The sequence below is a fragment of the Anabaena sp. EIM26 genome, from assembly GCF_057568715.1.
Window position 1 is genome coordinate 4,896,584 of sequence record NZ_CM172472.1, and the last position, 25,182, is coordinate 4,921,765.

17 protein-coding genes and 1 pseudogene are annotated in these 25,182 nt (G+C 36.5%); 3 read left to right on the plus strand and 15 right to left on the minus strand.

Going from position 1 to position 25,182, the window contains the following annotated elements:
• Positions 1-123: 123 nt before the first annotated feature.
• Complete coding sequence (locus AC012T_RS21305; RefSeq protein WP_487060684.1) at positions 124-2,316, minus strand: cation:proton antiporter; 2,193 nt, start codon at positions 2,314-2,316, stop codon at positions 124-126.
• Positions 2,317-2,806: 490 nt separating this feature from the next.
• A complete protein-coding gene (locus tag AC012T_RS21310; RefSeq protein ID WP_487060685.1) occupies positions 2,807-3,022 on the minus strand; it encodes a hypothetical protein in 216 nt (71 codons plus the stop codon).
• A gap of 131 nt (positions 3,023-3,153) precedes the next feature.
• On the opposite strand from AC012T_RS21310, the gene AC012T_RS21315 reads away from it, so the two are divergent.
• A complete protein-coding gene (locus AC012T_RS21315) occupies positions 3,154-4,848 on the plus strand; it encodes an ABC-F family ATP-binding cassette domain-containing protein (protein ID WP_487060686.1) in 1,695 nt (564 codons plus the stop codon).
• Between the two features lie 100 nt (positions 4,849-4,948).
• Here AC012T_RS21315 and AC012T_RS21320 read toward each other — a convergent pair whose 3' ends face one another.
• The 11 genes and pseudogenes from AC012T_RS21320 to purS form a co-directional block, all read right to left on the minus strand.
• The gene (locus tag AC012T_RS21320; protein ID WP_487060687.1) at positions 4,949-5,221 is read right to left on the minus strand and encodes a hypothetical protein; all 273 of its coding nucleotides are present in this window, start codon (positions 5,219-5,221) and stop codon (positions 4,949-4,951) included.
• 103 nt (positions 5,222-5,324) lie between these two features.
• A complete protein-coding gene (locus AC012T_RS21325) occupies positions 5,325-6,572 on the minus strand; it encodes an ISL3 family transposase (RefSeq protein ID WP_487059515.1) in 1,248 nt (415 codons plus the stop codon).
• Between the two features lie 130 nt (positions 6,573-6,702).
• A pseudogene (locus AC012T_RS21330) lies at positions 6,703-7,173 on the minus strand (polysaccharide pyruvyl transferase family protein); the annotation flags it as partial.
• Positions 7,174-7,751: 578 nt separating this feature from the next.
• Positions 7,752-8,900, minus strand: a complete 1,149-nt coding sequence (locus tag AC012T_RS21335; RefSeq protein WP_487060688.1) for a glycosyltransferase family 4 protein — start codon at positions 8,898-8,900, stop codon at positions 7,752-7,754.
• 326 nt (positions 8,901-9,226) lie between these two features.
• Positions 9,227-10,846 (minus strand): MFS transporter, encoded by a 1,620-nt coding sequence (locus tag AC012T_RS21340; protein WP_487066692.1) that lies wholly within the window; start codon positions 10,844-10,846, stop codon positions 9,227-9,229.
• Positions 10,833-11,762 carry a DNA repair protein RecO gene (gene recO, locus AC012T_RS21345; protein WP_487060689.1) on the minus strand — a complete coding sequence of 310 codons (930 nt, stop codon included), beginning with the start codon at positions 11,760-11,762 and terminating at the stop codon, positions 10,833-10,835. Before recO ends, AC012T_RS21340 begins: the two co-directional genes overlap by 14 nt.
• A 133-nt stretch (positions 11,763-11,895) precedes the next feature.
• Entirely contained in the window at positions 11,896-12,582 is a 687-nt protein-coding gene (deoC, locus tag AC012T_RS21350) for a deoxyribose-phosphate aldolase (RefSeq protein ID WP_487060690.1), read from the minus strand.
• Positions 12,583-12,869: 287 nt separating this feature from the next.
• Positions 12,870-16,487, minus strand: a complete 3,618-nt coding sequence (locus tag AC012T_RS21355; RefSeq protein ID WP_487060691.1) for a helicase-related protein — start codon at positions 16,485-16,487, stop codon at positions 12,870-12,872.
• Positions 16,488-16,561: 74 nt separating this feature from the next.
• A complete protein-coding gene (locus AC012T_RS21360; protein WP_487060692.1) occupies positions 16,562-19,588 on the minus strand; it encodes a hypothetical protein in 3,027 nt (1,008 codons plus the stop codon).
• 120 nt (positions 19,589-19,708) lie between these two features.
• Positions 19,709-20,383: a phosphoribosylformylglycinamidine synthase subunit PurQ gene (gene purQ / locus AC012T_RS21365; protein WP_487060693.1), complete on the minus strand. Its 675-nt coding sequence runs from the start codon at positions 20,381-20,383 to the stop codon at positions 19,709-19,711.
• Between the two features lie 105 nt (positions 20,384-20,488).
• Positions 20,489-20,767 carry a phosphoribosylformylglycinamidine synthase subunit PurS gene (purS, locus tag AC012T_RS21370; RefSeq protein ID WP_487060694.1) on the minus strand — a complete coding sequence of 93 codons (279 nt, stop codon included), beginning with the start codon at positions 20,765-20,767 and terminating at the stop codon, positions 20,489-20,491.
• 186 nt (positions 20,768-20,953) lie between these two features.
• Between purS and AC012T_RS21375 the strand changes: the two genes are divergently transcribed.
• Complete coding sequence (locus AC012T_RS21375; protein ID WP_487060695.1) at positions 20,954-21,355, plus strand: Fur family transcriptional regulator; 402 nt, start codon at positions 20,954-20,956, stop codon at positions 21,353-21,355.
• Positions 21,356-21,450: 95 nt separating this feature from the next.
• Here AC012T_RS21375 and AC012T_RS21380 read toward each other — a convergent pair whose 3' ends face one another.
• Positions 21,451-22,458 (minus strand): SPFH domain-containing protein, encoded by a 1,008-nt coding sequence (locus AC012T_RS21380; RefSeq protein ID WP_487060696.1) that lies wholly within the window; start codon positions 22,456-22,458, stop codon positions 21,451-21,453.
• A gap of 36 nt (positions 22,459-22,494) precedes the next feature.
• Complete coding sequence (locus tag AC012T_RS21385) at positions 22,495-22,929, minus strand: NfeD family protein (protein WP_015215890.1); 435 nt, start codon at positions 22,927-22,929, stop codon at positions 22,495-22,497.
• Between the two features lie 228 nt (positions 22,930-23,157).
• On the opposite strand from AC012T_RS21385, the gene AC012T_RS21390 reads away from it, so the two are divergent.
• On the plus strand, positions 23,158-25,116 hold the full coding sequence (locus AC012T_RS21390) for a PP2C family protein-serine/threonine phosphatase (protein WP_487060697.1): 1,959 nt from the start codon (positions 23,158-23,160) through the stop codon (positions 25,114-25,116).
• Positions 25,117-25,182 lie beyond the last annotated feature (66 nt).

The following is a 25,182-nucleotide window of genomic DNA, read 5'->3' on the forward strand; positions in this document are numbered from 1 at the left end:
GAAATTGCACACTATACAAATTGAAGATGATATGAATCAACGATAATTACTTAGTTCAGGCTTTTGGAACAGCATATTAGTAGAGTGCGTCAGATGTAAAATGTTTGATCGTGCCGACTTAACTTAATTACGAATTATTTCTTTGGTGTTAACTTCTGGTATTAGGGAACTGAGATGAGAGGTAACTTGACTATAGCGACGGGTGATGAGTAGTGAAGAACGGCATTTTATTGCTAGTTCATCTGTGTAGCGTCCTAGAGTTTGTTTTTCAATTCCCCAAGCGCGACTAGTGCCAGCAATAGTTAAATCAACATTTTCTGAAGCTGCAACTACAGCTTGCATTGGTTCAGGAGAGGCAACGGTTTTTATTTCTATGCGATCGCTTACACTAGCTGGTAATTGCTCAATCATCGAGTGCAGTTCATAACTCAATTCATCTTGGCTTTGATTTCCGGTTAAAACTTGTAAAATCTGCAATATGCAAGTATCACGGTTAATTAGCAGTCTGAGGGCTAGTATGAGGGCTAAATCATCGTGGATATTTGCAGAGTAGGGAACTAGCAAACTTTCTAAGCGATCGCTTCCCCGATCTATAAATACAGCTACATCTACTGGTGCGCTAGTCAGAATTTGCCCAACTCTACCACCTAAACGATTGTTACTAAAAGCAGGACGATGCCATCCGACAAGAATTAAATCAAGTTGTTCAATTTTGGCTATTTGTGCTGTTTCTCTAGCAACGTTGCTCGATATGCGAACAATGGGATGTATATATGCTCTGATGATTGGCGGTTCTAAAGTATCAATTAATTCTTCTAACTGATGACGACGCTCGGAAATTAATCGGTTAGCTTCAGTTGGGGTACTTTCAAAACCATAATTTTCTTCTAACTCAATGAGGCTGAGAGGATTGATCACCGCTGGCTGTCGATAATTGAGAGCTAATGCTACTGCTAACTGTACTAAACCTTTTTGAGTTGTAGGGTTAGCTACGGGTACTAAAATGCGGTAGGGGGTAACGAAAGATTCAATACTTTCTGTCACTTCTGTTTGTATTTTCTGTTCTAGTTTTGGTTCTACTACGTCTAATTTGATTAAGCGTTTTGGATATGTCCATTCTAGTAACGGGGATGTCATAAATGTTGTTACCAAAGCCATCACTACCAGCATGGTAAATAGCAATGGCGAAATTACACCCAACTCTAAACCAATATTCAAAACAATTAATTCTGTTAAACCGCGAGTATTCATTAACCAACCGAGGGCTGATGCTTCTCGTTTATTAATACCACTGAGGCGAGCAGCTATATAAGTACCACTATATTTACCTAAAATTGCTACTCCTAAAATTAATCCGCATAATAGCCACAATTCAGGACGGTTGATTAAACCTATTTGTGTCCGTAAACCGCTGTATGCAAAAAACACAGGTAGCAGAAATATTAAGACAAAATCTTCAGTTTTGATCGCTAATTCTCTCACTAATTCTGCATTTTTGGGCATTACTGCTCCTAATAAAAATGCCCCAAAAATTAGGTGAATACCGATAAATTCAGTAATGAGAGCAGAAGCTACAACTCCCATATAAATTAAAGCCACAATAAATTGGCTCAAACGTCTAACACGGCTGTAATGGGTACTAAGGCGTTTAAGAAACCAACGCCCAACCGTGAACATGAAGACTATGTAGATTAAGCTGGTCAGAATAGTGAGAATAGCTTTTTGATCGATGCTACCATTACGAGCAACTGCGATCGCTACTGCCAAAATACACCAGGCTGTCACATCATCAACTGCGGCACAAGTTAAGGCTAATGTCCCCAAACGTGTTTGCTGTAAATTGTTTTCAGTAATAATTCGTGCCAATACAGGAAAAGCTGTAATCGACATAGCTGCCCCTAAAAATAAAGCAAAAGCAGCAAATGAAACAGATCCGTTGGCGACTAGAGGATAAAGCAGCAACGATAAAATCGCTGCCAGAGAAAAAGGAACAATAATGCTGATATTGGAAATCAGAACAGCAGCTTTTAAGTTACCCCTGAGATATTTTGGATTTAGCTCCAAACCAATCAAAAACATAAAAAATATCAGTCCTATCTGAGATAAAACATTCAGAAAAGGAATGGTTTCTGGTGGAAACAGGGTAGCTGCTGCATGGGGAGCAATTAAACCGAATAAAGATGGGCCGAGCATAATTCCGGCCACAATCTCACCAATTACCAATGGCTGCTTAATTGATCGAAATGCCAATCCTACTAACCGTGACATTCCAATCACAATTAGCACCTCAACCAGGACTAGAATAACTGTGTGCATAGTTTCCTCTCAACAGACTATCCGGGTTCCCTAAGATGATTCTTTAAATGGCGACAAAATGTCAACCTTGTTAGAGACAATACAGGTGTATTTCTCTTCATTTGTCATGTTAATTATTGTTGCTAACCTTATATCAACACCAAAGAATTCTGGTGTTTAATTGCATTTTTAATCGAAAAATAACTTATACGTTAGCTATTTTAAGTTAAACTGTTTGTGAGTCTTTTTATAGGATTTTAAGGTAAATTACCCTTGAATATCACGAATAAAAGTTAAATTTCAATTAAACTTAGGTTGTGAATGTAGTAACTGGTGAAAATAGTCAATAATTTAATTGAGTAATAATTTGATATTCTATTTTTTTACAGAACCAAGTATTTATGCATAGTTTTATCCTGTAAAAAATAGCTAATAATTGTTATGACATGAGGGTAGTAATAATTGCTAAACTCACAAGAATCAATCATAAAATAGGATAAATTATGTTTTGTTAAAGTTCAATATTGAGGATAATTAATTTTAATAAACCATAAGCCTGAATAAGAGCGTCCATTGTTACCGACTCATCGAGTTTTCTCCGGTTTCTGACTGCTATATGCTGAATGCTGACAATATTATGGAATACAGAATCTGGGTTAAACGTCTGAGAAACAGCTTGTTTGATTTTTGAACTGCTGAATTCTGCTGTATGATTAATAACAACCAAAAATTTTCTCTCGATTTTCAGGAATTAAGAGGAATCTGGTATGTAAATTTGTAGTTAAATTTTGTTAAGATTAAATACAATACGGCCTTAGCTTTCCCCCAACCACCTATCCCCTACTAGAGAGACATTTCATGCTGCGACTTGAACATATTAGTAAAATTTATCCTACAGGCGAAGTTCTTAAAGATATCAACTGGGAAGTCAAACCAGGCGATCGCATTGGCTTAGTAGGCGTTAATGGTGCGGGAAAATCGACTCAACTGAAAATCATCTCTGGGGAAATGGAACCCACTAGCGGCGAAATCATTCGTCCTAACAGCTTACACATAGCTTATCTTAATCAAGAATTTGAGGTAGATCCTACCCGTACAGTTAGAGAAGAATTTTGGACTGTGTTCCAAGAAGCCAACAATGTCCAGATGGCTTTAGCTCATGTACCGCAAGAGATGGAAACAGCTAATCCAGAGGAATTGGATGAACTAATCCACAAGTTGGATCGCTTGCAGAGACAGTTTGAAGCGTTGGATGGTTATAACTTAGATGCACGCATTGGTAAAATCTTACCAGAAATGGGTTTTCAGGTTGAAGATAGCGATCGCTTAGTGAGCGCTTTCTCTGGTGGTTGGCAAATGCGAATGAGTTTAGGTAAAATCCTGTTGCAAAAGCCAGACTTATTACTGCTGGATGAACCGACAAACCACCTAGACTTAGAAACCATCGAATGGTTAGAAAATTACCTCAGAGGGCTGATTACACCAATGGTCATAGTTTCCCATGACCGGGAGTTCCTTGATCGTCTCTGCACCCAAATAGTGGAAACTGAACGCGGTGTTTCTTCCACTTATCTCGGTAATTACTCTTCTTACCTGCAACAAAAAGCTGAAAATCAATCAGCACAACTGAGTGCCTTTGAACGTCAGCAGAAAGAAATAGAAAAACAGCAAACCTTTGTAGATAGATTCCGCGCTAGTGCAACCCGCAGTACCCAAGCCAAAAGTAGGGAAAAACAACTAGATAAAATTGAACGCATCGAAGCACCTATTGCCGGTGTGAGAACTTTACATTTCCGATTTCCTCCCGCACCTCGCAGCGGACGGGAAGTAGTAGAGATTAAAGATTTAACCCATGTTTATGGGGATAAAATTTTATTTTTGGCAGCAAATCTTCTAATTGAAAGAGGAGATAGAATTGCCTTTCTCGGCCCCAACGGTGCAGGAAAATCCACGCTGTTAAAACTTATTATGGGTGCAGAACCACCCACAGAAGGAATCGTTAAATTAGGTGATCACAACGTTATTCCTGGTTACTTTGAACAAAACCAAGCTGAAGCATTAGATTTAAATAAAACCGTCATGGAAACTATCCATGATGAAGTTCCCGACTGGACAAACGAAGAAGTTCGCACGCTGTTGGGAAGATTTTTATTTACTGGTGATACCGTATTTAAGAAAGTTGGGGCATTAAGTGGAGGAGAAAAAGCTCGGTTAGCATTAGCAAAAATGCTATTACGTCCAGCAAATTTACTTATTCTAGATGAGCCAACAAACCACTTAGATATTCCTGCAAAGGAAATGATGGAAGAAGCCCTGCAAAACTATGATGGGACAGCGATTGTAGTATCTCATGACCGTTATTTTATCTCTCAGGTAGCTAACAAAATTGTCGAAATTCGTGATGGTGAATTCCGCGTTTATTTGGGAGATTACCATTACTATCTCAACAAAATTGCTGAAGAGAAAGAACAAGCTAAGTTAGCAGCTATAGAAGCTGAAAAAGCTGCAAAAAAAGCTGCGAAAGCCGCGAAAGCGTCTGGAAAACGGAAATAGGTTTATAGGTGCAAGGGGAAGACACAAATGAACCTATCAACTAATGGCTAGGGTCTAGAAATGACAAATACCTCACTCATGATCAGCGGGGTATTTGCTCTTATATATGAAAAATTCTTTCTAGACCTTCTTGAGATGTTTTTGATTCGTTGATAATAAAGTCTTCTGGTCTTTTGTATTCTTGAAATATTTTTTCGATACGTTCTATAGTTAATAGCTCCATAAAATCTGCTATTCTTTCTCTAGATAACATTTCTGTTTTATTAATATAGTTACTGATTTTGGAAGGATACGGGGAGATTCCTATATTAGGAACTCCTAATATATCTGCTAGTATTATGGAATGAAGACGATTGCCAAAGTGAAAATCCATTTGACTCAGAATTTGCAAAAAATCTTCTGGTTTATCCCATGAATGTATTTGGCAATTTCCGACAGGTAAATATTTTTGGCTCTTCAGTAGTTGCTATGCTAAACTAATAATATAGATGCCAATTAAGTAAACATCTAACTCGGAAATTGTCAAAGTTTCTAAACCCATAACTAGAACGTTTGATCAGCTTAAGTTTGTTATTAATTCCTTCTACAGTACCACTAGTTGTTCGGTTATCAAAGTAAGCAATAATTTCATCAAACCAACGAATAATAGTATTGTTACTATTTGGGAAATATTTTTTAGCTTTTGATAGCCACATACCCAGTTTAAAGACTCCCGTATACCAATCACGAGTATTATTAAAAATCGTTCTAATTTTCTCTTTCAGTTCATGCATTACTTTCAATACAGGGGATACATTTTGAACTTGAATAAGTTTGTGTAATTGCTCCTCATTTAAATTCTCTTCATTCTTAAGTAAGGGATATTTACTATTTTTCAGACCTGATAATATTTGTTCATATTTAGATTTTTCTTCTGCTGAATTTGCTTTTTTAATTAACTCTTCTACGCTGCGTTTTTCTTTTTTTCTTTGTGTATCTAGTTCTTTATTTATCTGTGCCATTACATGAAATCTATCTGCTACTACCTGGGCATTTGGCATTAATTCTATGACTAAATTTTTATAGCCTTGCCACAAATCTATACTGACTTCTTCTATTTGTTCTAAAACCTCAAATCCCCATTCCATAAGAGTTTTCTTGATTATTTCTTGCGTACGTCCATTTAATATAGTAATTAGTTGAGATGTATCTAAATCTATTAAGACTGCACAGTAATTACCTTTGCCTTTAATCAGAGCTATTTCATCAAGTCCAAGTCTTTTTAAGTTCAGAGGTTTTAAATTGGGTAATGTTTCGGATGCATCTTTTAGCATCCGTTCTATTTCTTCCGTTGTCACTATACCTTTTGACGCTACACTATGAATATCATTCTCTAAAACTTCTTGTATTGTCTTATGTGCCAGTCGCTTTGTAAAAGTCCTTTTTTTTCTGACAAAATCTAGGTCTTCGCTAAACGGTTTTTTACATACAGCACATTTGAACTGTCGTCTATTAATTTCTAAAAATACTGGCTTTTCTCCAAAAGGTAAGTCTTTAATAATGTGGTGATGGTTTTGATGTAATTTATGGCTTTTTGTGCCACAGTTGGGGCAAGTACCATATGACTTTTTTGATTCGGTTTGTAAAATCATTCCAATCCCACTATGAAGACGATGTGATATGACTTTTACATCATCTAAATCAAGAAGCTCTGTGAGAATTTTAATATCTCTTTTGCCAGTCATAACTCTAACTTTATCTAAAAATACGGTTAATTGTATTTATACTTAACAATATATATTGTTCATATGTCAATACCTGTAAGACTTTTAGTCAGTTTTTAATATGTTTTTTAATAGTATTTTATGCCTACTGCTAATAATTTGGCATAATAGGTAATGAAGAGCCATATTTTTTCAGTAATTCATGGAATTTATTATCATTCTGTTCACTACCCATATGTCCGGGTAGTAAATGGATTACAGAATTGTATTTTTCAATTAGTGGTATTAACTGCTGGGCATAAAATTCGGCTCTACTATCACCCCACCAATGTTTACCAGAGAAAGATATATTCTTTAAAGAATTTGCAGTTTTATTTAGCTGAATAAATTCTTCATAATAACTTAAATCTAAGAATGCTAAGTCACCACCAAGACAAAAAGAATTAGTAAATTTCAGCTTTTCGTTTACCAATTCATAGGAATTATTGTCTCTAACATATAACAAATCTGCTTGTTTGAAAAAATTAGTTACATCCTGCTTTTCTCCTGCATTCATACTTTCTAAGCCTATGCCTAGAAAACAAAAACGCTTACCTAATAATTTAGCTAAAGTTTGCAGAGTTGATAAATTCTTGGGTACACTTTTTAAGTCTAAGGTTCCTCCTCCCCAAGCTACACAGTCACTTTGCTATAAAAGAAATAATCTTTTGATTTTTGATAATTGGAAATGACTAAATAGAGCAATCTTTTTGCTGCTGATTTGATAATAGTTGTCATTGCAAATTAAAAATACTTTTTCAACTGCTTCTCTTTTGCTAAAAAAATTAGTTAAATGTTTGACGAATAGATCATCACCTATATTTCTATAACCATAATATCCCATTAGCATTATTTTCATGATGCAGTATGACCTACTTAATGAATATTTGTATCAGCATAATTCATTAACTTTATAATTCATTTTTGTAAAAATGTCACGAGTACACTACGGCTGATTAGTTATGATTATGTTGTCTGTGCAACAATCGGAAAATTTTCTCCCTTTGCTGCCTTGATAATCAGTATTTAACCAGTTATGATATTACACCGTCTTGCTATTAGTCTAATTTAGAGTAAATGCACTTACTAATCTATTTAGCAGGGTAATTAATTGAAATGCCTTCAGTTTTTAGGAAGGAAGAGATTGAAAAGTTTTTCTTTTTAAGTACCCCAACTGATTGTTAAAGGTTGCTGTGCTAAGATTTTAGTATAAAGTTCTTCTAAACGGGTAATATTATCGCTGAGGGTATAACGCTCCAATACTCTATTTCTCGCTTTTTGTCCTAATAAAGTTGTTAACTCTGGATGATCTTGGAACAGTGGTAAAAGAGTTCTGAGTTGCGATCGCACTGTTTTCGTGCTAATAATGACACCTGCACCCTTTTCCAGTACTTCCCCATCTGCGCCTACATCTGTAGCTAAACAAGCTAGACCACAGGACATAGCCTCCAACAGAGATAAAGACAAACCCTCTACCAAAGAGGGCAAAACAAATACATCAGCACCCCTTAAAATTTCAATACGCCGATTTTCATCTGCGATAAATCCTAACCAGATGATGCCATCTTCCTGCCCATAAAATGGCTCTAAGGAAGGTTTTAACGGGCCATCACCCACAATCAATAATTTACTATTGACTCCCATATCCGACTGCTTCCAAGCACGTAGCAGGGGTTCAACATTTTTTTCTGGTGCGATACGTCCTTGATACACAAATAAACGTTCGGCACCAAACTCTGCTTTGATTTTAGAAATACCTGGAGAATACTTAACAGTATCAACACCGTTGGGAATCACAGCCAGTTTTTCTTCCCTGACTCCCATACGTGCTAATAATTCCCTTTGAATTTGGGAAAAAATAATTACCCGATCATAGTGATCTAAAAAAGGCGCGTATAGCTGATAAGCTAAAATTTGTGTGCCGGATATTAATTTTGCCCCTTTACCAGCAAATGGAGTGTGGAAAGTAGCCACTAGAGGCAAGTTTAATTCTTGGCAAATTTCTGGTAAAACAAAATCTAGCGTCGATAGAGTTAAAGAAGCATGAACTATATCTGGCTTGATTTCTCGCAACGACTCAGTTAAAACCTTAGTCGCTTTAAAAGTGGGAATAGTATAAACTTGAGACTTGTAAATAAATGGTAAGGAAACTTCTTGACAATTAGGCCAGTTTTGGGGTTGAGATTCTTCTTGGGCAAAGTGAAGAAAGCTAACTTGATGTCCCCTGTCTAGCAAAGCATTGGTAATTTCTCGACTGTAAGTGACATTGCCGCAAAAGGGCGTTTTTTTTCCAATCCAGGCTATACGCATTCTTTGATTAGCTGTGAATAAAAGCGGTTTTAGATTATTTGTATTTTATACTTAGCTGTTTTTATGCTGTAATTCTTGCTGGATATTTTATCATGATGAATAGCAGCCATATCATAGTTTAAAAGCTTATATTCAAGCCAACAAACAACTGATTTTATGGTTTTATTCAATCTTGCTTGCAAGTTGTGAATTAGCTAAATTGATAACAACTTAAACAGGATAATCTTGGGTGATTCCCAGCAAGTATTACATGAGTTTTCGCTGGATTAAGTTTAGCACGAAAACCAAAGGTTTCACTAAGTTATAGATGATTTTCAGCCTAATAACTAATCACGAGAGTTATACCAAGTTAATATACCTCCTGAAAAGACAATTACAGCTAATCCCAAAAAGACTACCTGTAAGCCAAAAAAGGTTTCAGCTACACCAGCTAATGCTAAGGGTAGAGAAAGGGCAATGTTAATAACATTATTTTGCAGACCAAACACTTTGCCACGCATTTCTGGGGGGGTTTCTGTTTGAATAGCGGTTTGCATGGGGATACCTACTAAAGCGCCAAATAGACCAACAAGAGACAATAACAACATCACTATCCATAGCTGGGTTGTGAATATTCCCAGACCTATCAAAGATGCTGCCATGCCTAGACAACCGCAAAAGCTAAGTTGCCGATAGGAAAAGCGTTGGCCAAATTGACCGATAATTGTTGCCCCAGCAGCAATGCCAACTCCCCCTGATGCGAGTAAAAAGCCGAATTGTGAGGCTTTCAAGTTGGGGATAATTTCTGCCATGCGAACAGCGATAACTGTTAAAGCGGCAAAGACAGAAAAGAGGATCACGAGTTGTACGAGAGCATTGCGGATGCGATGATTTTCTTTGAGGTAAAGGAGACCGTCTCGCAAGTCAGAGAAAACGTGAGGAAATTCAGTTTCTGGAGGATGGGGTATTTCTTTAGTGTTGAGTAGGAGTAAAATTAATCCTGCGATCGCATAACTACCACCCACTAAAACCTCTTTACCCAGTCCACCACTACCTACCAGTTTTAGCCACAGTCCATCAGCTAATGCCAACAGTGGTTCCCCCACAGCAAACCCGATAATTAGCGATGCCATCATCGTGGTTGTGTACAGAGAATTAGCCGAAAGTAAATGCTGTTCTTCCACAATCAAAGGAATTGCTGCTTGTTCTGCTGGTGCAAAAAACTGTGTCAACGTAGAAACTAAAAAAGTCACACCCAAGATAATCAAAAAACCCACTGGCAAAACTCCCACAGGTTGCCAATCATGGGTTAACCACAACAGCAAGGGAATTACCAACACGAGAATACCCCGCCAAACATTAGTTGCTACCAAGACAACTTTCTTTGACCAGCGGTCTACAAACACACCAGCCACAGAACCAAACAGGACTGCGGGAATGGTAAAAACCATCATTAAAGCCGATACCCAACCACTGATACTCTGATCACCCTTTTGAAACTGGGTATTAATCAAAGCAATCATCAGCACCAGATATACTTTATCAGCCAGCTGACAAAAAACTTGCCCACCCCAAAGTGCGAGGAAATTCGGGTTTTTTAATACAGGTAAAAACCCTTGTTTTTGAATATTACTTGATGTATTCCCCCCACCTACACCAGATCCATTTAATTGTGTCGTTTCTGGTTGGGTTACTACTTTTAGAATTTCTTGAGTAGAATTACCTTTGCCATTAGTTTGAAATTGTGGTTCTAATGGTGTAGGTACATTAGTAGATGAAACTTCTACATTTCCATTTTTGTCCTGAGAAATATCTGTTCGGGATATTTCTTGGTTATTGATTGAATTAAGGTCAGGTTGGGAAACAGCACTGGGCTGATGGGGTGTTGTCTTCTCTGATACCCTATTGTTTTTAGCTTGACTGGGTGACAGAGGCAGGATTTTTTTATCCAAATCAGACGATTGCATCATGGTTGGCGGCAAAATAAGAATCAATCAAGGTAGCAGAGCGAATAGGACGACCCAAATGATACTGAGTGTACTGTCGCAAAATCTGCTCAATAGATAACCAGCCATAATCTGAGGCTGCCTCTATTTGCATTATCTCTGTTTGCGACAAATATTGAAGCATAAACAGTTCTTTTGCATTCAGACGATTAGAAATTGTGGGGAGGTCTTGCTGATGGATAACCGTTTCATAGCTTGGGGATTGGGGATTGGGAGAACTTTTTTTCCTGATCTCGCCATCTTCCCGTTTTCCTTTCTCCCTTTCTGAGCGTAAGCTTTTCCAAGCCTCTAAGTTAATTATCCCTCCTGTCGGCACACTAAATCCTACTTGCCAGTTGGGATTTGTCCAATCTGGGGTGACAGGAAGCTGGGTTAAGCCACAGATTTGGACTTGGGGTGTGAGTCCTGCTAAAGCTAAAAATTGAAAGACTCCATGCGCCAAATGTGCGACAACAGCGAATCCTTGACTCTTGGGTAAGGCTTCTAACCGCTGGAGGTGTTCATCTAGTAACTCATAAAGTTCTGCTTGGGGTAGTTCGCTTAAAGCTTGACAGAGGACTATTTCAGCTAAATATTGACTAGCAGCTAATTTTCCCAAGTCTTTGGTTAGACCTGGATAAGTTTTTATAGTTTGCGCTTGAGTAATTTTATCGAGTGTTGGTGTAGCATTTCCTAAGATTTTTCCTTGGGAAATCAATAATTCATTAACTACAAAAATCCCACTTCTCCCACCCAAGCTGGAGTTATGTTTACGCGCCCCAGGAGCAACCGCCCGAATTAACCCGAATTCTTTGGTTAAAATTGTCACTATCTTATCTGACTCTCCTAGTGCTTGGGTTTTGAGATTAATGCCAGTTGCTTTGTAGGTTCTACTCATTATTTATTAGTCATTAGCAAAATAAATGACAACGGACAATTCTAATGACCAGTGATTACTTGATGGTACAAGCCTGCGGATTTATCTGTGGAATTAATCCAAAATCCAAAATCTAAAATCCAAAATTGTCTGACTACTCACTTTTTTCCTTTTCTACGTGATTGCGCTGCCGGAGCAAATCCATACCGCGAGATGTGCCTAATCTTGTAGCACCTGCCATGATTAAGTCGAGGGCATCGTTGTGGGTGCGAATGCCCCCTGATGCTTTAATTCCTACCCTATCCTTGGCGATTTCTTTCAACAGTTTCACATCAGCCACCGTTGCACCACCGTTCCAACCTGTACTAGTTTTTAAGAAAGCTGCACCCGCATCCATAGCTAGTTCTGCTGCTATTCTTTTCTCTGGTTCTGTGAGTAGGCTAGTTTCTAAAATTACCTTGACACACTGCCCAGCTACTTCACAAATTGTAGCAATTTCCCGGTGAACTTCCTCGGTTTTGCCAGCTTTCAACCAGCCTAAGTTAATCATGACATCTAACTCAGATGCACCATTTTCCAATGCTTCTTGAGTTTCATAGAACTTGACTGCTGAAGTTGTGGAACCTGTGGGAAAGCCTATGACTGTACAGACTTTGGGGTTTTTGTTGTGGAGGAGTTCAACTGCTTGCCTGACATAACAGGGTTGTATGCAAACTGTTGCAAAGTTAAACCTGTATGCTTCTTCACACCATTGCTCAATCTGTTCTGGGGTAGTAATCGGTAACAGGAGCGAGTGATCAATAAATGGCGCAATATCAATGTTTGGATAGTCTGCTGCCATCGTTTGTTTTGCCAGTGATAGATTATTAAAGTTTATGAAAAATTAAGACGTTTCTTATATATTAGCCTAGAGAGCGATCGTATATCAGTTTCTCTGCCTCTGGGTTTGCGGTATACTTTCAGTACCTACGCTTGTAAACTCAAATACTGGTTTTTTACTCTCTCCCCATGAAAAGAATACGGATTAAATGAACCGCGAAGAAGCGTTCGCGTAGCGTCTCGAAGAGAAGGAAAGAGCGCGAAGAAAGAATAAGATAGGTAATCTTGAAACTGTTAGCTGTCTCAGTTTTATTGAGACAGAATTAAATTTAGTACATTTAGTTCCTGGGAGTTTAACAAATATTTTTCTGTAAACAATTTGTTTCTAATTTCTTCTAAGCTATAACTTCTAAACACCACAAAGGGAAATTCTTTATAATTATGACCTATAGGTAAAACATTATCGACGGGATATAATGACCGAATATAGATAGATAAAATATCTTTAAATCGCTGATCTTCCGATTCTTCTATTTTACTTTCAAAATATTCTTTCATCACTTCACCACTAATAAATGCAAATAATGGTAAAGCGTAATATTGATCAGGATGATGACTTTCTTGAATATAGTTCTGGGTTTTTGGTGCTGAGTTTCTGAGTCTTTGTACTAATTCCATAGCGTCTTTTACCGCATAAGTCAAACTTTCGGGGTAGGTTTGATTTCTACTAATGCTTTTTAAATTATTCCATAATTCTGCATTTGCATATTTTTGAATATCTAATAATCGCATTTGATAAGATTCTTGGATGTTTTGACTAGGTACTATTAATAAACCACCACTAATATACCCTAATTCCAGAGGTTTAAAATCCAGTAATTTATCAAAGTTTTTCGCAACTTCTAAAAATTTGCTGTTGAAATTTTCTCGAATAGCTAAATAACTTTCTTCTGTATTTTTAGAAACTAGAAAATCACCTTCTCCCATCAATAATTCTAAATTGGTATAAGCTTGTTTTAATGATGTGTGACTTTTGTGGATATTGTATTCTTTTTTCAATTGCTTAATGAGATTTTCGATTTTGCTAGAAAAACTTTCTCCCGCAGCAAAAACCGATTTTCCACCAATGGGTATAAGCAGATAATTTTTTCTTCCTATTTTACCATGACCTTGTATTCTTGTCATGATAGAAGCTTTGAGAATTAAGAGGAGATTTAATAAACTTAAAACGCTTTCCTGTACAGAAATTTGCGGTTCATCTTGATAATAAATAGAACGTTCAGCTAAATAGAAGGTCAGGTATTTATCTTGATTATCTATAATATCATTTCCCCTTCCTCGGTAAATTACCTGAATAATTTCCATCAGGTTTTTTTCAATCTCAAATTTGGGAATTTCCACCAAGATATGTTTTGCTTTGGGGAAGGATAAACCGCGACTTCCTGAAGCAGTCATGAAAACAACTTTGACACTTTCTTGATATTTTTTGAGTTCTTGTTTTTCCGCTTCTGAGATGTTCGCGTGTATTTCTAGATAATGGATATTTTTACTAAAGTTCTCTGTTCCTAATTTTTCTTGAATTTTATCAATCAGTTCTGATAATTTGGGTTTACTCTGGATGTAAACTATAAATTGTTCAACATCAGAATTTTGGATTAGATTTTGAATATCTTTAAAAATTTCTTCCTGAGATATTTTTTCTAAATCAGATTTATCTTTTAATTTAACTCTATCGCTAAATCGACAAGATTCAATAATAATTTGATAATTAATTGTTAAACTTTTTGCAGGATAGGTGTTAGTATTAATAATGATAGCAGGTGAACCTTTAAAAGTGAAACTTTCTACAGATAGAGGTTGAATATTTGACTCTGCTTTGCGGAAGTAAATTTTATTTGGTTCGGGTGAAATGTCTTCTAAATGTTGACAAATGACATTTTTATCAACGATGGAAGCATCAGCAACGATGATTTTAGTATTAAAACCATTTTCTGGGTTTGTTAACTGGAAACGCTTAACAATTTTTTGAATTCCATCTAAAAATTCTACCCCTCCTTCATCTCCAGTAATTTCATCTATCATAATAAATAGATGTTTAATACGACGGGAGATATTTCGCATTTTGGCTGGAAAGACTTTATTCTCTGGGGTACTATATGCATCACGAAAGATTCTTTCTAAATGTTTTAAAGTATCACCATAGTCTGTTTTTTTCAATGATTGTGTGGAAGCAGTAGCAATAATTTGATTATATTGTTCACAACTGATGAGGTTATACAAAGCTTCACAAATACTGTTCAAAACTCCTTTAGTTTTTTGTCCAATATCTTGAAAGGTATCATCAGTAATATGTTCAAGTCTATCTTTACGTCTGGCTTTTCTATCTACATTTTCGCTGTTGAGAAAATGAACATCTCCTAAAATGAAATCATTTTGATGTTGGTTTGATGTATATGCAACGGAGAGTTTACCGGAGTTATCTTGAATTAAGTTACTGTTGGTATTGATAGCGAAAATTCTGTCATCAACTAATTTCCCAGTTTCCCGAACTTTGAATTTTTCAATGATGTCAAGATTGACTTGTTTGCGGGGACTAACGTATAATAAAAGGAACCCATCATCTTGATATGTTTGGAGAAAATCAACGATAGCGGTAGTTTTTCCAATTCCGGGATTTCCAGTTAAGAAAATGTAGGTATTTTCAGAAAGGAGATATTTTTTAATTAGTTCATTATGCGCTTGTCGAAAATTATGATTTCCCGTTAAGTTTAAACTAGAAATTAACTCTGGTGGTACTGTTGCGACGGAGTTATAAAAATCGCTAATTGTTTCTGTGTGACGTGGTAAGATATTGATGGTATCGGGAGTTATTTTAAAAAGTGAGTTAACAAATTCTTTTCCTTGATTAAAACTTCTGTATGCGTTACGTTTGATTTGATCTAAAACCCGATGACGTGCTTGACTAATTTCTTCTTTCTGTTCTTTTTTAGAAGCATCGGTTTTATATATTTGATAACAAGTGTGGAAAATTTCGAGATTATCTGCTTGAATAGAGATAGTATTAAATGAGCGATCGCTATATCCTACCGCATTACAAATTAATTTAGAAATATCTGGAATAACCGCAGTTTGTTGGAGAAACTGACAGAAACTATAAATATAACCAGCAGCTTGAATTAATTTTGCACTTTCCTTATCCTGATATTTAAAAGCTGTAAAATATTCCTTTAAACCTGGGGAAAAATCTAAACCTAAAGACTCGGTATCAATACGTAAATTAGAAAACACACTTTTAGAACGTAAATAATTGATATCTCGTAATAATAAACTTCGTATAATTTCCACATAGTCAATATCTTCCATCTCTTCATCAGTGTGGATAGAAAATACCGACAAATCAAGACACAAAACCCGATATTTGCGTTTATATTTCAACAATATCAAAGTATCAGCATTGAGAAAATCACCCGTACCTTTATATCTATCAATATAATCTGAACTATATTCTAATTCCTCAAACTGGGAAAGAAGTTTTTTAAACCATTGTTTATCATCAATATTATGAGTACCCATGCTGTTATTTCCGTTAAAACAACATTGATAATATAGAAGTTCTAAATTTTGCAGATTTGATTTTTCATCACATCCAAGAGATTTAAGATATTCTCGAAAAAAGTTTAAACCGCATAAAAACCCCTTTTGAACAAAAAATTGACACCAAGTTTTAGCTATTTTTTGATGTACCTCATTCACAACTTTATCAATGATGCGTTTTTTAATTTTAGCAAATTTGATATTTTCTAATTCATGACGATATAAATTACCAAACCGATTTTTGAGATTATTTTTATGAATATAAGATAAGATTCCAATATTGAAACCTACCTCAAATAACCTTCCCAAGTCATCCGCAATTTTTGCTGTCATCTTTTTCCCTATTTGTAGTAAGGACTTGAGTCCTGGGTTTCATCAAGAAGGAGGAATGAAGTCCTCACTACGAACTATTCTTTTTTATTGAGTATTTGTTTGATGTGGGTTAAAAAAGCGAGAGAGTTAAAATTCCCTTTCATACGACTATGGGGAAATAACGCAACTTGACTCACTGACTCATCCCCAATTAAATTTTGATAGGGATCTAATTTTAATTGAATATCTCTTGATTTTTCATAGCGGGAAAAATGAAATAAGGTTAAACATTGCAAAATTTCATTTTTTAATTGACTGTGATCATACATCAGTCCTTTCCTAATATCTTCATCATCTAAAATTCCATCGTAGATGTTTAATAATGTCGCATAAGACATGACTCCATGATAATTAACTTCATCCGCAACTTTTAAACCATTAAATAAGTTGAAAAAAATCACAGCCTGTTTGTTATTATCTTCTGCTAAATTAGTAAGTTCTAGGGTATCCTGAATATATAATGATGTAGATTCAATCCCTGAAACTTTGACTGCGTAGTATTTCTCAAAAAACATTGGATAAATTTTGATATCATGTCTTTCTTTTTTTAATGCGGTAATGACATTTTTAGACATGAAAAACAATTCTTCATCTTTTGCGGTTTGGGTAATATGTAATGTGCTGCTGTAGGGAACTTTTGCTATATAAATAAAGTGTCTATACCCTTTTTCATAAAGTTTGTCTACATTATCAACTACTACGGTCGGATATTCAAACATTTTTTCATGATCATCAAAGTTCTCTGAGAAGGTTTTGAAAAGTTGAAATCTTGCACTGTTAGCTTCCATCTGTAAGGTAATAATTTCACCCATCAGGTTAGATTTTTTCGCTTTTGTTACCCAACAACTATCACTTTCTCGACTAGAAACTACGATGATCGCAAGTTTATCAAGTTCCTGAAATTCAAACTTATCAGTTTTAGATAAAATGAATTTTTTGGGAACAACGGAATACAACGAACTAAGAACATTAGGAATTTTAAATTTTATTTTGTTAGGGTTAGTAATAACTATTCCCTGTTCATTACTGCGATATCCATCATTAAATAAGTGTGATAATACCTTAGTTAAGGAAACTATGAATTTTTCTATTGGTGCGTTATCGGTTTTTTCTTTCAGATGTATCCTTAAAAGAGGAATAAATATCTTAGTTTGTTTTTCTAAGATGATGTGAAGACAAATATACGCAAGTAAGCTATATGCAATTTTGTAAATAATTTCTTGGTGAGATTCTAGTTTTTCTGTTTCTGAACGATGGGTAAAAATTAGCAGTTGACGATGTTGTAAGTTTTTCTTGTAAAATTCACCCCCTTCTTTCATCGCTAAAAATATTACAGGTAAAAACCCAATACCTTGAGGAATATCATATTCCATATCAAAGCTTTCTTGATCTTCTGTCTCTAAAAAATGAAGTTCACTAATACTTATTTGTGCTGGAAGAGTGATCAGTAGGTTTTTCTGTGTGGTTGCGTTTCCTAAATTGATGTATTTCAAGCAGTCTTTAAAGTTTCTTCGCAACGCATCTTTAAATATTGTTTCTCTCTCGTTTATGGTATCAATATCATTTTCTAAAATACTGTTCTTGACGGAAATGTGTACAGGATAATGTCTGCTAGGAAATGGAGTTTCACGTTTAATTAAATTTGTTAAGACTTTTTTGAGAGTTTTGATTTTTTCCCTCACGTTCAATGTCTTAAACCCAACTATCCAAGTTCTAAATAGTTTACTTTTTGCTTCATCATCACTACTTTTTAATATTGGTAATACATCTTTTTCAAATTTCTCAATCGGATTGTATTCTAACTCAGTTTGGGGATGGTAATTTTCTGCTTTCGGGTTTTGACGAGATGCAAATATGAAATAATACAAAAATGCAATCTTCAATATTTTATTCACAAAGGTGAATTTTTTAGAATCATCTGCAATTTCGATTTGATGTTCTTTACTATCAGGATCTAAAAGATTTAGATTATAATCAAAAACTGTTTTACCTCCATACGCTTGTACTTTTCCGTCAAATTTCATTTTTACCCCAAAGGTAAATTCTATTTTCTCTCTATTTGGATCTTCTGTTTCTCCTAAATAACCTTCGATATTGGGAATAATAGGTAACATATCATAAGCTTCACTGCGGGAAAATATCGTTTGATAATTAACGGATATTCCCCCATAGTTTACTTGATAATCTCCATCTGCTTTATTACTATCGTTAATATAATCTTCTAATAATTTCAATCTTCTGATTAAGTCTTCTAAATATATTCTACCTTGAACATTTTCATCAATGTTTTCGAGGAGAAATTCTAAATATTTAATCTTGGCTAATTTTTTCAGCTTTCCTAATGTTTCTTGGTTAACTAGGTTTTGTAGACTGTAAATATCAGAGTTGGTATTTTTTGCTAAATTCTCAATAATATCTTCCAAATCTTCTTTATCCTGAGAATTTATATCAGCGAAGTTTACATCAATATATTTATTAATTCCTGTTAATAAGGATGATTGGAAATCACGGGGTTTGTCTACAGAAATTTTGACTTTATACGCTTTTAAGAGTTGTTTCTGTTTGCTATTTTCAGTTTTATTGACGGTTAATTTCTGCTTTTTTAGATTTATCGCCGCAGGAAATGGATAGGTAAAATCTAAAAGGGGTATTTTCGTTTTCTCGTCTTTTGTATATTCTCCTTTAAATGTCTGCAAATCCATCATTATTTTTTTGATAAATGCAGCTTTATCTATTGATTGATTTCCGGGGTTTTTCTGAATAGCTGCTGTTAGTTGATGTTGAATATAAATTGCAATTTCTTTAATTTGTGCAATAAATAACTCTTGCGAATTAGCACTGAAATTCAGGGTAGCAGCACGTACTGATCTTTCATTTCCTAAAGGATTATATGGGTTTAAATTAATAACTTCATTGACCACTTCGTTGATGTTAATTAATACCCTTTTATTGTCTTCGGAAATTTTAAATATTTGCTTTTCTTTTAAAACTTGTAAGATTTTCGTTAATAAATCAGTATAATCCACATTGGCTAAGTCTGGATTTATTGCTATTCTGTTCATCTGCACCTTTAGTAGTTATTTTTAAAATTACATTGTAAAAATAATAAGGTTTTGCGTCTTGACAAGTCAATACAGAATAAAAATAAAGATACCCGACTCCATTAAGAAGCCGGGTATCTTTTACACCAAAGCTGCGACTTTCTCCAATAAACCCTGAAACAACCGCAAACCATCGCTATTTCCTAACGCTTTATCTGCTGCTCTTTCTGGATGTGGCATCATTCCTAAAACATTACCTTGCAGATTACAAATCCCGGCAATGCTGTTTAATGAACCATTGGGGTTTTCCCCTTGGTAGCGAAATAGAACTTGTCCGTTATCTTCAATTTCTGCTAAAGTCTTTTTATCAGCATAAAATCGCCCTTCTCCGTGAGCAATGGGTAAAGTGATAATTTCACCCTCTGCATAACCTTGAGTCCAAGGTAAATTATTACGCTCAACTTTGAGGGGAGAACGATCGCAGATAAAATGTAAATCTTGATTTCTAGCTAATGCCCCAGGTAATAATCCAGCCTCAGTTAATACCTGAAAACCGTTGCAAATACCCAAGACAAACTTACCTTTTTGCGCGTGTTCAATCACTTGTTGCATCACAGGCGAAAAACGAGCGATCGCACCACAACGCAAATAATCCCCATAGCTAAAGCCACCAGGGACAATCACCACATCTATATCACTAATATCAGTATCTTGATGCCAAATCATGCGCGTTGGCTGTCCTAGCAAGTCTCTAGTGACATAAGCAACGTCGCGATCGCAATTAGACCCTGGAAAAACTAAAACACCGAATTTCATTGGTTACAAGGGAACAGGGAACAGGGAACAGGGAACAGGGAATAGGAAATTAGGGAAGGCAAAAGTTTTTACCAATTACCTATTACCTATTACCCATTACCAACTTCAGAACACTCCGGTTTGTGATTCAACTTCAATCAAATCAAAGCGATAATTTTCTATCACCGGATTTGCTAACATTTGCTCACACATTTGATTCATATCTTGACGTGCTTTCGGTTCATCAGGTGAGATGATAGTAACTTCCATGTACTTGCCAATACGCACCTGTTCAACGTTATCGAATCCCATTTGCTTCAGGCCAGATTGTACAGCCACACCAGCAGGATCTAAAACCGAAGGACGAAGCGTCACGAAAATTTTAGCTAAATACTTTCTTTGCATGAGGCTTTTCGCTGAATGCTGCGATCGCTATACTATAACTTTTTGCTTCCACTGAGTGAAAATATAATCACACAGCAGCTAGAGTTAATCTATCAGTTAGTCAATAAAAAAACTGATATCACAGATGCCAATCTTTAAGGGTTGTCTATGATACCAGTAATTATCTATCTAAAATCTAAAATTGGTATGAGATCCATACGCACCCGCAGTCAAGATCGGATTTTAACCCTGTTAAAAAACATTAAACAAGGTATTTCTGCACAAGATATGTACATAGAATTACGTAACCGTAGTCAAAATATGGGTTTAGCAACGGTATACCGTTCACTGGAAGCCCTCAAACTTGAAGGTAAAGTACAAGTACGGACTTTGGGTAACGGTGAAGCCCTCTACAGCCTAACCCAGCAAGATAAACATCACCTAACTTGTCTACAATGCGGCATCTCCATACCAATTCATCAATGTCCCGTCCATGAACTAGAAATCGAGTTACAGTCCAGCCATAAATTTAAAGTGTTCTACCACACCCTAGAATTTTTTGGCTTATGTAACCAATGCCAGACAAATCAAGAAATTGATAATTCGTAATGAGAATATTCTGATCTCCTTCTAATTCTTCTTCCTGACTCCTGACTCCTGACTCCTGACTCCTAGCCCTAACGGAAAGACTTTTTCAGCAAGCCCTAACTAGCGCGGTTATTATCTCTGGGAATTTCTCTACCAAATAGGGGATTGGCATCGGTGGGTACATCGGAGACAATAGAGCGCATACCCTCGAAGGCAGCGGGAATAGTGCGCGGATCAATAAACATCACCTTGCTACTATCGCTCTTACCAATTGTTGCGCCCATATCCAGATAACCTAAAGCAAACATCACTTCTACTGCTTTGTATGCATCTGGATTATTTTTGATTTTCTGGGAAATTATTTCTGCTGATTCTGCGATCGCTTGCGCCCTGAGAACCTGTTGCTGGCGTTCCGCTTGCGCCTTTAATACAATTGCCTTCTGTTCTGCTTCCGCTTGCAAAACCACCGATTTTTGACGGGCTTCTGCATCTAAAAGTTGGGCATCAGCCTTACCTCTGGCACTATTAACAGCAGATTCGCGATCGCCCTCAGAAGTTAAAATTAAGGCTCGTTTCCGCCTCTCCGCCGTCATTTGCATCTCCATTGATTCTTGCACTGCCTTAGATGGAACAATATCTCTCAATTCCACCCGCGTAACTTTCACACCCCAAGGATCAGTAGAAATATCTAATTCCCTTAACAGCAGTTCATTAATTTGGGTGCGGGCAGTAAAAGTTTGATCCAACTCTAATTGTCCCATTTCCGAGCGAATTTGCGTCAGCACCAAGTTCACCATTGCCGCCTGGAGATTCTCTACCTTATAGTAAGCTTTCTCCAAATCAACAATTCTCCAGTAAACTACCGCATCAACACTGATAGAAACATTGTCACGAGTAATACATTGTTGTGGTGGAATATCTAAAACCTTTTCTCTAATAGTTTGTTTGTAAACAATGCTATCTAAAAAAGGATTAATAAATTTTAAGCCAGGCCCCAGTTTCTCCTTATAACGACCCAAACTTTGCACCAAGACTTCATCACCCTGATTAATCACCCTTACCGACTTGAATATAACAGTCCCGCCACCAAACGTTAAAGCAAGTAACAATAAAAACTCATTCATTTTGATAACTCTCCTGAGTAGTAAGTAAATTCAGAACTACGAATGCAAAATATTTTCTGGCATCACAATCAACGTAGTTCCTTCTCGTCTAACAACATAAACTCTTTGATATGGTGGTACGCTGAGTTTGTCATCATCACATCTTGCTCGCCAAGAATTTCCCTCGTATAGTACCCGACCTGTTTGTCCCACCGGAATTTCTGTTAGAGTTTCTCCTATCACTGCATCAGTAATTTTTGACTTGAGTCTCTGTGGTTGCAGAAACCTGCGGGAAAAAACAACCAGCAGACTAGAAAACAACAGCCAAATAACAACTTGCAGCCATACATTCCCCAAACCCAAGTAAGACAATAGCGCCACGACAAAGGCACTAATTCCCATCATGAATTCCACAAAAGCCGTTGGTAGAAAAAGTTCCATTAAGCACAGAACCGATCCTGCCAGTAGCCAAATTACAGTAAAAGTTGGCATAGCGTCATCCTAGACACCTCATTTAATTAACAAATCCATATCTAAAGTTAGATACAATCAGACACTGATAATTTACCGAAATCAAAACTTGCTATCTCGAACAACCAAATTTTTGATTAAATTTAAGTAACAAGTCATCGCCAACGTTATAAAAATATAGTCTATTCTAGCGTTCCGTTCATTGATACATTAATTTAACGTAAATTTATTCTTAATAATTTATACATTATGCTTTCTACTCAACAAATCATTCATTGTCCAAATCCAGACTGTAATCAACCGATTAACTCAATTGGAGATAAAGTTTGTGCCAGTTGTCGAACTCCTCTAACTTACCGCTATGTTTGGGCAACTGGCCCAGTAGCCGCAAAAATACTCCCTCAAACCAAGATTGCAGACAGATATGAAGTAATTACACAGCAGATTTGGCTAGATACTCAACCAGCACTACCACCGGAAACACCCTCAGAATTACCTCCAGAAGTTATTCCCTACCTAAAATTATATTCAGAACGCTTACACATTCCTCAACCCTACGGATTTACTAGTTCTTCAACAGAAGAAACCCATAATATTTTGTTGTTAGAAAATGCACCCATAGATGAAACAGGAAATCTCTACCCCATTATTACCTCAGTCTGGGAAGAAGCAAAGGCAGTTAGACAACTTTACTGGCTATGGCAAATTCTCCAACTGTGGACACCTTTATCAGAATTGGGAGTAGCCGCAAGCTTGCTGTCACCAAAGAACTTACTTGTTCAAGGTTGGTGTGTACGCCTTTTAGAACTGCACCAAACATCAGAAAAACTAACTTTACAAGATTTGGGTGAATCTTGGCTGTCGTGGGTATTAGTGGCAAAGGCAGAAATTGCTACAGGCTTAGGCAACATCATCCAGAAAATGTGCCACAGTCAGGTAGATTTAGCCACAATTAGCGATCAACTCAATCAACTATTGTTAGCATCAGCAGCAGAATTGCCATTAATGCAGACAATTGCAGGAGTGACAAATACAGGCCCTATTCTGAAACATAATGAGGATGCCTGCTACCCTAGTAGTTCTAGTGATGTAGATAAATATTTACAGGCCAAATTATCAATCGTTTGTGATGGCATTGACGGACATGAAGGTGGCGAAGTTGCTAGTCAATTGGCAGTGCAATCGCTGAAGTTACAAATCCGTGCTTGGTTAAAAGATGTAGCAGAACAAAAAGAAGTAATTTCACCTGATTTGTTACAGCAACAACTAGAAGCCAGCTTGAGGGTAGTGAATAATATGATTTGGTCACGCAATGACGAACAAAACCGCCAAGGTAGAGAACGCATGGCGACGACTTTAGTCATGGCTGTACAATTACCGCAACGAATTGTTACAAATGCTGGGTGGGAATCAGACAATACCCATGAACTTTATTTAGCTAATGTTGGTGATAGTCGCGCTTATTGGATAACTCCCAACTATTGCCAATTATTAACAATAGATGATGATTTAGCAACGCGGGAAGTCCAACTGGGACAGAGTTTATATCGTCAAGCAATGCAAACACCCAATGCTAATGCCCTTACCCAAGCATTAGGAACTAAAGAAGCCGAATCTCTGCACTTTTCCATCCAGCGATTTATTTTAGAAGAAGATGGAATTTTGTTACTTTGTTCCGATGGTTTAAGTGATCATAATTGGGTAGAAAAATCTTGGCGTGATTACGCTATTCCAGTATTAACTGGTAGGCTGTCTGTGGAAGATGCTGCCCAAAAATTGGTAAAGCTGGCAAATGAAAAAAATGGTCAAGATAATACATCAGTTGTGCTGACTCTTTGCCGGATCTCCCAAGCATATTTAGTGCCTATAAAACCTGCACCAATGGTTTTAGAACCTGTTGAAACCAAGGAATCAGAAATAACCGCACCAGAAATTGAAACTTCAGAAATAGAAGTTCCAGAAATAGAATTAGCAGACAGTTCACAAGCTTTGTTGAATTTGGATCTGAGTGAAGAATCAACACCCACTCCAGTCAAACAAACAAATTTGGGTAAGCGTCTGGTGATGTTGGGAGGATTGTTGGCTTTACTGGTAGGGGGTACAGGTCTAGGTTTATTTGCTTGGTTGCAACTACATCCCCAATCTTTTGGGCAGATTTGTCGGCAACTTCCCCAAAATGTACAAACAATCTGCCCTGAACGCAAATAAGCTAAATATTTCGCCATTGCCGAGATATGGTAAAATCAACCAGGCGAGGCAATTTTAGTCATTGAG

Bases quoted from the DNA above. Each gene is read 5' to 3' on its own strand.
- purQ (WP_487060693.1), bottom strand. From the start codon at position 20,383: ATGAAATTCGGTGTTTTAGTTTTTCCAGGGTCTAATTGCGATCGCGAC.
- purS (WP_487060694.1), bottom strand. From the start codon at position 20,767: ATGCAAAGAAAGTATTTAGCTAAAATTTTCGTGACGCTTCGTCCTTCG.
- AC012T_RS21360 (WP_487060692.1), bottom strand. From the start codon at position 19,588: ATGAACAGAATAGCAATAAATCCAGACTTAGCCAATGTGGATTATACT.
- AC012T_RS21390 (WP_487060697.1), top strand. From the start codon at position 23,158: ATGCTTTCTACTCAACAAATCATTCATTGTCCAAATCCAGACTGTAAT.
- AC012T_RS21325 (WP_487059515.1), bottom strand. From the start codon at position 6,572: ATGACTGGCAAAAGAGATATTAAAATTCTCACAGAGCTTCTTGATTTA.
- AC012T_RS21320 (WP_487060687.1), bottom strand. From the start codon at position 5,221: ATGGATTTTCACTTTGGCAATCGTCTTCATTCCATAATACTAGCAGAT.
- deoC (WP_487060690.1), bottom strand. From the start codon at position 12,582: ATGGCAGCAGACTATCCAAACATTGATATTGCGCCATTTATTGATCAC.
- recO (WP_487060689.1), bottom strand. From the start codon at position 11,762: ATGAGTAGAACCTACAAAGCAACTGGCATTAATCTCAAAACCCAAGCA.
- AC012T_RS21355 (WP_487060691.1), bottom strand. From the start codon at position 16,487: ATGACAGCAAAAATTGCGGATGACTTGGGAAGGTTATTTGAGGTAGGT.
- AC012T_RS21375 (WP_487060695.1), top strand. From the start codon at position 20,954: ATGAGATCCATACGCACCCGCAGTCAAGATCGGATTTTAACCCTGTTA.
- AC012T_RS21335 (WP_487060688.1), bottom strand. From the start codon at position 8,900: ATGCGTATAGCCTGGATTGGAAAAAAAACGCCCTTTTGCGGCAATGTC.
- AC012T_RS21315 (WP_487060686.1), top strand. From the start codon at position 3,154: ATGCTGCGACTTGAACATATTAGTAAAATTTATCCTACAGGCGAAGTT.
- AC012T_RS21340 (WP_487066692.1), bottom strand. From the start codon at position 10,846: ATGCAATCGTCTGATTTGGATAAAAAAATCCTGCCTCTGTCACCCAGT.
- AC012T_RS21385 (WP_015215890.1), bottom strand. From the start codon at position 22,929: ATGCCAACTTTTACTGTAATTTGGCTACTGGCAGGATCGGTTCTGTGC.
- AC012T_RS21380 (WP_487060696.1), bottom strand. From the start codon at position 22,458: ATGAATGAGTTTTTATTGTTACTTGCTTTAACGTTTGGTGGCGGGACT.
- AC012T_RS21305 (WP_487060684.1), bottom strand. From the start codon at position 2,316: ATGCACACAGTTATTCTAGTCCTGGTTGAGGTGCTAATTGTGATTGGA.